Raw genomic sequence first — 7,849 nt, forward strand, 5'->3', positions numbered from 1 at the left:
GATAACAACTTAATCGGTTTCGATTCATCCTGACAAACACGGTCGTCCTTAAGGACGACTTAAGTCGTTTATCCGTGACGCACAAAGAGGAGTACCGTTATGAATTTGGTTTATTCAGATTTACAGGGAAACGTTTTTGACCATCCTGATTTCTTGGCTCTTGGCCGAAACGCTGAAATGATAACAGAAATTTTGGAAGAAGAGTTAATTCCTCTGCCTGAGGGATCTACACTAGTCAGTCTTCCGTTTACACGTCCAGTAGGCATTGATGCCGCAACAGGCGATATGAAGCTGGTTGAGGGGGATTATCATGCCGTTGGTGCCTTGCTGCCGCAAGGCTTCACAAGGCTGCTGCTCCCTGGTTATGTGAAATCGGACAAGTCTAAAGCGCTGCCCCTTTTCGGATATACGGCTGTCGTTTGGAAAGATGATGGTTTCTATGTAGCCGCCCGTTTGACAGATAATCCTTATTACTGGAATCCCGTTCATTGTGATCCGACTGAGCTTGAGGTAGAGGTCAAACGACTGGTTGCGAAGTATCCGGATAATCGGTTATATGCGCATTTGTCCAACTGTGCACTGGGTTATGAGTGTCTGACAGCTTCGAATACGTTCCTTCAACGTTGGGAGGGTGCCGTTCCGGTCTCCTATTCCTGCAACGCGGGATGCTTCGGCTGTATTTCCGAACAACCGGATGAGAGTGGCTTCGTAGCGCCTCAGACTCGTATGAACTTCAAGCCTAAGGTCGAAGAGATCACTCAGATCATGCTCGAGCATCTGCGGACGCCTGAGAGTATCATCTCCTTCGGACAGGGCTGTGAAGGGGAACCAAGCACGCAAGCCGTGATTATTATCGATGCCATCAAGCAAGTGCGTGAGCAAACGAAGATGGGCTATATTAACATCAACACCAATGCAGGTCTCACGGATCATATCCGCGGCATTGTTGATGCTGGGCTTGATCTCATGCGGGTTAGTACGATTAGCGCGCTGGATGATCACTACAACGCCTACTATAAGCCAAGAGCTTATACGCTCAAAAATGTTGAGAAGTCTCTCCGTTACGCCACGGATAAAGGAGTCATAACTTCGATCAACTATCTAGTATTCCCTGGTGTAACCGATCGAGAAGAAGAGATCGAAGCGATGATCGAATTCGTGCGAAGAACGGGATTGAAATTGATTCAATTGCGCAACCTAAATATTGATCCAGAGAGTTACCTTGGCATTATCCCCAAAGCAAGAGGTGAACTGCTTGGGATGAAGCAAATGATTGAGATTTTTGAGCAAGAACTTCCTGATGTTGTGCTGGGTTCCTACTCGCATACTCCGAAGTTCTATACAAGTGATCGAACGGCCACTACGGTACTCTAAAAGAAGTCATCTACAGTCTTTTTTCCATTGCATCAAATCTCCCAAATATGATACAATGCATAAGTACGTCCATTAACTCTGTTTCAGCAAATGATTCAGGGCGGAAAGAGGTGAACCATCATGAAAGCAGGTATTCATCCTACTTATCATGCAACCACAGTGACTTGCGCTTGTGGTAACGTGTTCGAAACGGGTTCAATTAAGCAAAATCTTCGTGTTGAGATCTGCTCCAATTGCCATCCTTTCTACACAGGTAAACAAAAGTTTATCGATGTAGGCGGCCGTGTCGACAAATTCAAAAAGAAATACGGAATCTAATTGGCATCAATTACTTTGCTGCCAATCAGCATAAGACAACCTCCCTTGGTCATCCTAAGCTTAGGCTTAGAGTCCAATGGGAGGTGTTTTTATGTTTAGGGATCTGCTTCGGTTTACGGTTGCCATCTTACTCATCACAAGCTTAGTTGGCTGTGGAATTAATTCAGGTAACAAGAACCCACTGTCCGAGAATCCGAATTATAAAGCACAACATTACAAGCAAGATGGGTACTTGGGGCTTACCAGTGTCAATCCGAATGACCCCCTTAACCCTACGTATCATCATTACGAGGATGATTCGAATTTAATGAAGGCTGTGCTCTCACAGCTGCAAGGTATTGAGAAAACGAATATCACCATTAACGGACCGAACGCTAAAGTGAAAATAAAACCAAGACCATCCTTGACGCCTGCACAAGTGGAGGAGCTTCGCTCACAAGCTCAAATGGCGCTAAACACCAATATGCCGCGCTATAATGTGACCGTAAAAATGGTTCCCTAACAGGTAGATTTTCCCCTCGGTTGCTATTTGTAATTGAATCAGCTATACTATTTTTACCGTGCTAGATGGGGAGGTAGCGGTGCCCTGTAACTCGCAATCCGCTGTAGCGAGGTTGAATTCCTGTTAGCGGTACTGTGATGTGAGGTCTGGCTTTTACACGTGGTGTTGAGAGTCGGGTCCTTCGCAATGAATGCTCATGAACCCGGTCAGGTCTGGAAGGAAGCAGCCGTAAGTGAGATGTTTCATGTGCCGAGGGGTTGCCTGATTTGAGCCAACGGTAAGAGTTCGCTTGTATCACTTTATCAATAACAGGTGCACGGTTTTACTTTAATAAATGTGAACTTTCATAATAACATCTAACAAAACGCCAGTAACTAGGGCGTTTTTTCTTTTTTGCAAGGGAAGGAAAATTCTTGTTCTAGAGAGAATGGTTATAACATGTAGATTCATGTGAACGTTTGCACATTTTGCGATTCAATAGAGAGAAAGTGAAGGTGCTGCTGAAATGTCCATTCATGACCCTCAAGATTACATGGTATCCATCGATGAAATGCGGAAGCTATTCAACCATAGCATACAAACGGGTATGCTCGTTGTGGATGAGGACGGTAAGATCATTTTAGCAACAGATCAAGTATTGAAATACTCGGGCTATTCAGCCGAGGAAATAACGCATATCTCATTCCCTCAGCTTTTTAAAGTGAGGGCATCTTTGCGTGAGCTGTACGAATTTTACTTTAAGAACGATTCCAGTCCTGGGGAATGGCCGCATGGATTTTTAGTAGGCAAGAATGGTGAAACGATGTTTTATCAATTCTCGATGTTGAAGCTTATGCGCGGCGATAAGTATATGTATCTCTTGACCATGAAGCATCAGGATAGCTCGCAATTAAGCTTACTGCAGCGGTTCTCGGACGCTTTTTTGAAAGATATTAATTTAGGTGTGTTATTGATTAGTGTGAGTTTTACGCTTGTTGACGTCAGTGATCGAGCATGTCAGATTCTAGGGATGGATCGGGAGCATATTCTTAATAAGTCGTTAGATGAGATTTTTGCTACGATTCCGAGTCAGCATAAGCTTGTCCAACGAACGATTTTGAATGGTGCTGTAGTCCGCAATCATGCGGTTTCATGGACGAATAATGAAGAGCGGTTTGAGCTGCTGCTGGATTCTAATGTGCTCAAAGATAATCAAGGTAACATTGTAGGGGCTTATGTCATCTTCAAGGATGTCACGAATATGCGCTCGCTGGAAGAGATGGTTCAAAGAAGCGACAGGCTTGCTATGATTGGACAAATTGCTGCTGGCACAGCTCATGAAATTCGGAATCCACTAACTTCAATCAAAGGCTTTCTTCAGGTGCTTCGGCGCACTTTTGAAGTGAAAGGGATGGAGAGAGAACAGAGCTTCACGGTAGTCATGCTGGAGGAAATCAATCGGATCAACGAGTTGGTTAATGAATTTCTGCTGCTAAGTAAGCCCAAGCATGTTTCTTATGAGAGGATCGATGTGACCGAAGTGCTGCGAGGGATTTTGCCTATTATCAATAATGAAGCTATTCTTTACGATGTGAATCTTCAGTATGAGGCGTCATACCATTTGCCGGAAGTGATTGCTGATAAAGAGCTGCTCAAGCAGGTATTCTTAAATGTTTGTAAAAATGGCATCGAGGCTATGTCGGATGGAGGGGTTTTAACGATTTCAGAGAAAGTAGACACGGTAGAACGAAATGTCTGCATTGACATTCATGACACAGGTTCGGGCATACCGATGTTCGTCATTGACAAAATTTTTGATCCATTCTTCACAACCAAGGATACGGGTACCGGGTTAGGTCTTTCGGTGTGCCAGCGAATTATTCACGATATGGGAGGGACGATACGTGTATCTTCCAAGGGCTATGGAACGACGTTTACGATATCGATTCCTTATACTTGATCGTCTATTTCATCCCTAGGTGCGTTATAGTATAATGGATTCAGTCATTCCATGCAGGGATTATTGGAGAGGAACACTATGGCACATATTGCTCTGTACCGAACGTGGAGGTCTCAGACGTTTCGTGAAGTTGTCGGTCAGAAACATATCACGCAGACGCTGCAGAATTCTTTGCGAGAAAATCGCCTTACTCACGCTTATTTGTTCAACGGACCTCGAGGAACAGGTAAGACCAGTACGGCCAAAATATTAGCTAAGGCAATCAACTGCTTAAACGGTCCGTCAGAAGAGCCTTGCAACGCTTGTTCAGCATGTGAACGAATCACCGAAGGTGCTGTCATGGACGTTGTCGAAATCGATGCTGCCTCCAATCGCGGTGTAGAAGAAATTCGAGATATTCGTGATAAAGTGAAGTATGCCCCTACAGAAGTAAGGCAGAAGGTGTACATCATAGATGAAGTGCACATGCTTACTACCGAAGCTTTTAATGCCCTTTTGAAGACGCTCGAGGAGCCTCCGGCGCATGTCATGTTTATTTTGGCTACAACAGAACCGCATAAAATACCGGCTACGATTATTTCTCGCTGTCAACGCTTTGACTTTCGGAGAGTTTCGATGGAAGATCAAGTTCTGCGGCTGCAATATATTTGTGATCAGGAGCAGATCTCGGTTAGCGAGGAAGCTCTCCATTATATAGCGAGACTATCGGATGGCGGGATGCGCGACGCGCTAAGTCTGCTGGATCAGGCCGCGTCCTTTGCAACGGGTGAAGTTCAGCTCTCAGATATTTTGTCCATCACAGGTGGTGTCGCTTCCGATCAATTCAAGAAGCTCGTTCTTTACATCAAAGAGAAGAATCTTGGAGCTGCGCTTGAGCTCATCGATACTTTCATGCAGGAAGGCAAGAGCGCTGACAAATGTATTGAAAATTTGATTAATTACTTCCGTGATTTACTTATGGTTCGCATGGTGCCGAATTCATCTGTCATTACAGAACGTGTTTTTGATATGGGTGACCTTAGGGAAGTAGCGAATCACTTCTCACCGAGTGAAATGATGGCTATGATTGAGACGTTGAATCATTACCAGAGCGAAATGAAATACTCTGTACAACCTCAAACCCTGCTAGAAATATCCATTATGAAAATTAGCGGCGGTCACAGAGGGGCAGAGAGCAGTTCGTCTGTAGGTATCCCTGCTGAAGCAGGAGGACGTGTGCCTCAAGGTGATCTTTTTGCCCAAATGACTCAAAAACTTCAACAACTTGAAGAACAGATAGCTTCACTGGTAAAATCGGGAGTAACGGGTGCAGCAGCCGATTCCAATGCGAGGCAAGCAGCCTCTGCCAAAGTGCCGGTGGCCTCAGCTCCTTCGAAGAAATCAGGCATCAAGCTCGATGGTTACTTGAAAGCAGCGGAGAGTCCAGAAACCAAAGCTGCTCTTATGAAGTGGAGTCAAGTATTAGGCGATGTCAAAGAAAAGAAGATTACCGTACATGCTTGGTTCGTTAATGGTGATCTGGTGTCTATGCTTGATGATGTCGTACTCGTTGCCTTCAAGAATGAAATGCATCGCAATACAACGGAAAAACCAGAAAACAAAGTCATTATTGAGCAAGTGCTTACTTCGGTGCTTGGCAAGCCAATGCGTTTACTAACGATTATGCGCAAAGAATGGGACGACGCCAAGAATGATGCGGCTAGCAGCGCGCCAGAAGTGATGGAGCTAGTGGCTGATGGCGAAGGTAACGGTGCTGCTGTCAAAGAAGAATGGATTTCGGAAGCGATCCAATTATTTGGAGAAGAGCTAGTGACAATTAAAGAAGACTAAATATAAAGGAGCTATCCACGATGAATAACATGAACCAAATGATGAAACAAGTGAAGAAAATGCAAGAGCAAATGATGAAAGCCCAAGAAGAACTAGGTACGAAAATGATCGAAGGTACAGCAGGCGGCGGTGTTGTCACTTGTATCATCAACGGACACAAAAAAGTACAAAGCATCACAATTAAGCCTGAAGCTGTGGATCCGGATGATGTTGAAATGCTGCAAGATCTCGTACTTACGGCAGTAAATGATGCAATGTCCAAAGCCGAAGAAATTGCTAACAAAGATATGGGCAAATTCACAGGCGGTATGAATATCCCTGGATTGTTCTAAGACAACCGAGTGTAACGATTCTGAATGATGAAGGAGTCTTCCTTTGTATTACCCCGAACCGATAGCCAAGTTAATCGATGCTTTCTCCCGTCTACCGGGGGTAGGTCCCAAAACGGCAGGTCGCCTGGCTTTTCACGTTCTTCGCATGAAAGAAGAAGAAGTGATTGACTTCGCGAAGGCGCTTGTCAATGTGAAACGGAACCTTCACTATTGTTCCGTCTGTTGTAACATTACAGACGTTGATCCCTGCCGCATCTGTCAAGATAAGAGCAGGGACGGTTCCGTCATTTGTGTCGTACAAGAACCTAAGGATTTGGTCGCTTTGGAACGTACCAAAGAATTCGAAGGGTATTATCACGTGCTGCATGGTGCGATTTCCCCGATGGAAGGGATTGGACCGGATCAAATTCATATTGCGGAATTACTCAAACGTTTGGGTGATGAAACGGTGCAGGAATTGATTCTGGCTACCAATCCTAATATTGAAGGAGAAGCTACTGCCATGTACTTGTCCAGGTTAATTAAGCCATTCGGTCTTCGAGTTACGCGAATCGCGCATGGACTGCCTGTGGGCGGAGATTTGGAATATGCGGATGAGGTGACTCTGACCAAAGCCATGGAAGGGCGCAGGGAATTATAAAATAAGCTGCATGATAATCAGGGAGCTGCAAAGCTCTCTTTTTTTCTGCCCAAAAAGTATAATTAAAGTTCTAAAAACTCCTTTTCTCCCATATGGATAAATCAATCCGGTTATATGAGGAATGGAGGTATACTTGTGCGACCAGCGCTATTAGGAAAGTATGGGATGAAAAACCCAAAGACGAAAACCGTTCAAGAAGAACTGAAAAAGGACAAGCAGATGCTGATCCAAGAGATCCGTACGGCTCATGAGACTTGGGTGGCAGCTCAAGCGCATTTTGAATTTGCTTTGGACAAGGATCAAATTGATTATGCCATCTATGCGATGGAAGCTGCAGAAAAAAGATTTGAAATGCTCATTAAACAAGCCAAAAAGCTAGGGGTAAGTCTAATTGACAGTGACCGGTTAATGGAGGTGAAATAGGTGTATCTTAAATATGTCATATGGGGGGTGCTCATACTCTCATCTCTTATGCTAGTGTTCCTAATATTTCGTAGTCGCGGCGGAGGAAGGGTATTATCTGCACTGGGGCTGAATGTTGTTGTTGCAGCATTTCTCTTATATTCATTGAACTTATTGAGTACTTATACACAATTTGAACTCCCTATAAATACAGTCACTCTAGGGACAGTTACTGTTCTAGGCATTCCCGGGGTCTTACTTCTAGTAGGTCTAAAACTGACTTTGCTCTAGATGGAAGATCATTCAAGTAAATCATGTGTTGACTCCGTTGCAGCATCTGTGGTATCTTATAAAAGTTGCCGCTGAGACATGCGGGGATAAAGAAGTAACTTAAGAAAAACAAGTTGCAAATGAATTGTTAGTGTGTTATATTGGTCTCCCGGCTTTCGAAAGAGAGCAGGTTGAACAAGAGAAATTGATCTTTGAAAACTGAACAACGAGTGAGTAAGCAC

At 44.3% G+C, this 7,849-nt stretch carries 9 protein-coding genes and 1 other RNA gene; all 10 read left to right on the top strand.

Features of this window, described 5'->3' with window-relative positions; all coding sequences use genetic code 11:
- The first annotated feature begins 99 nt into the window (after positions 1 to 99).
- Positions 100 to 1,374, top strand: a complete 1,275-nt coding sequence (locus G519_RS0126160; RefSeq protein WP_029197217.1) for a radical SAM protein — start codon at positions 100 to 102, stop codon at positions 1,372 to 1,374.
- 120 nt (positions 1,375 to 1,494) lie between these two features.
- Positions 1,495 to 1,692 carry a 50S ribosomal protein L31 gene (rpmE, locus tag G519_RS0126165; RefSeq protein WP_029197218.1) on the top strand — a complete coding sequence of 66 codons (198 nt, stop codon included), beginning with the start codon at positions 1,495 to 1,497 and terminating at the stop codon, positions 1,690 to 1,692.
- 91 nt (positions 1,693 to 1,783) lie between these two features.
- A complete protein-coding gene (locus G519_RS0126170; RefSeq protein WP_029197219.1) occupies positions 1,784 to 2,194 on the top strand; it encodes a hypothetical protein in 411 nt (136 codons plus the stop codon).
- Between the two features lie 56 nt (positions 2,195 to 2,250).
- Positions 2,251 to 2,514, top strand: an RNA gene (gene ffs / locus G519_RS48495) — signal recognition particle sRNA large type.
- Positions 2,515 to 2,699: 185 nt separating this feature from the next.
- On the top strand, positions 2,700 to 4,133 hold the full coding sequence (locus G519_RS0126175) for an ATP-binding protein (RefSeq protein WP_084160345.1): 1,434 nt from the start codon (positions 2,700 to 2,702) through the stop codon (positions 4,131 to 4,133).
- 78 nt (positions 4,134 to 4,211) lie between these two features.
- Positions 4,212 to 5,963 carry a DNA polymerase III subunit gamma/tau gene (dnaX, locus tag G519_RS0126180; RefSeq protein WP_029197221.1) on the top strand — a complete coding sequence of 584 codons (1,752 nt, stop codon included), beginning with the start codon at positions 4,212 to 4,214 and terminating at the stop codon, positions 5,961 to 5,963.
- A gap of 20 nt (positions 5,964 to 5,983) precedes the next feature.
- Positions 5,984 to 6,295: a YbaB/EbfC family nucleoid-associated protein gene (locus tag G519_RS0126185; protein WP_028555044.1), complete on the top strand. Its 312-nt coding sequence runs from the start codon at positions 5,984 to 5,986 to the stop codon at positions 6,293 to 6,295.
- A 43-nt stretch (positions 6,296 to 6,338) separates the two neighbouring features.
- Entirely contained in the window at positions 6,339 to 6,935 is a 597-nt protein-coding gene (gene recR, locus G519_RS0126190; protein WP_029197222.1) for a recombination mediator RecR, read from the top strand.
- A 165-nt stretch (positions 6,936 to 7,100) separates the two neighbouring features.
- The gene (locus G519_RS0126195; RefSeq protein WP_051253696.1) at positions 7,101 to 7,358 is read left to right on the top strand and encodes a DUF2508 family protein; all 258 of its coding nucleotides are present in this window, start codon (positions 7,101 to 7,103) and stop codon (positions 7,356 to 7,358) included.
- A 48-nt stretch (positions 7,359 to 7,406) separates the two neighbouring features.
- On the top strand, positions 7,407 to 7,628 hold the full coding sequence (locus G519_RS0126200; RefSeq protein WP_051253697.1) for a pro-sigmaK processing inhibitor BofA family protein: 222 nt from the start codon (positions 7,407 to 7,409) through the stop codon (positions 7,626 to 7,628).
- The last annotated feature ends 221 nt before the right edge of the window (positions 7,629 to 7,849 follow it).

This window comes from Paenibacillus alginolyticus DSM 5050 = NBRC 15375, from assembly GCF_000422905.1.
In the GTDB taxonomy this organism is placed as follows: domain Bacteria; phylum Bacillota; class Bacilli; order Paenibacillales; family NBRC-103111; genus Paenibacillus_E; species Paenibacillus_E alginolyticus.

Coding starts and splice junctions, on each gene's coding strand:
- G519_RS0126195 (WP_051253696.1), top strand. CDS start 7,101: ATGAAAAACCCAAAGACGAAAACCGTTCAAGAAGAACTGAAAAAGGAC.
- rpmE (WP_029197218.1), top strand. CDS start 1,495: ATGAAAGCAGGTATTCATCCTACTTATCATGCAACCACAGTGACTTGC.
- G519_RS0126160 (WP_029197217.1), top strand. CDS start 100: ATGAATTTGGTTTATTCAGATTTACAGGGAAACGTTTTTGACCATCCT.
- G519_RS0126170 (WP_029197219.1), top strand. CDS start 1,784: ATGTTTAGGGATCTGCTTCGGTTTACGGTTGCCATCTTACTCATCACA.
- G519_RS0126185 (WP_028555044.1), top strand. CDS start 5,984: ATGAATAACATGAACCAAATGATGAAACAAGTGAAGAAAATGCAAGAG.
- G519_RS0126175 (WP_084160345.1), top strand. CDS start 2,700: ATGTCCATTCATGACCCTCAAGATTACATGGTATCCATCGATGAAATG.
- dnaX (WP_029197221.1), top strand. CDS start 4,212: ATGGCACATATTGCTCTGTACCGAACGTGGAGGTCTCAGACGTTTCGT.
- G519_RS0126200 (WP_051253697.1), top strand. CDS start 7,407: ATGCTAGTGTTCCTAATATTTCGTAGTCGCGGCGGAGGAAGGGTATTA.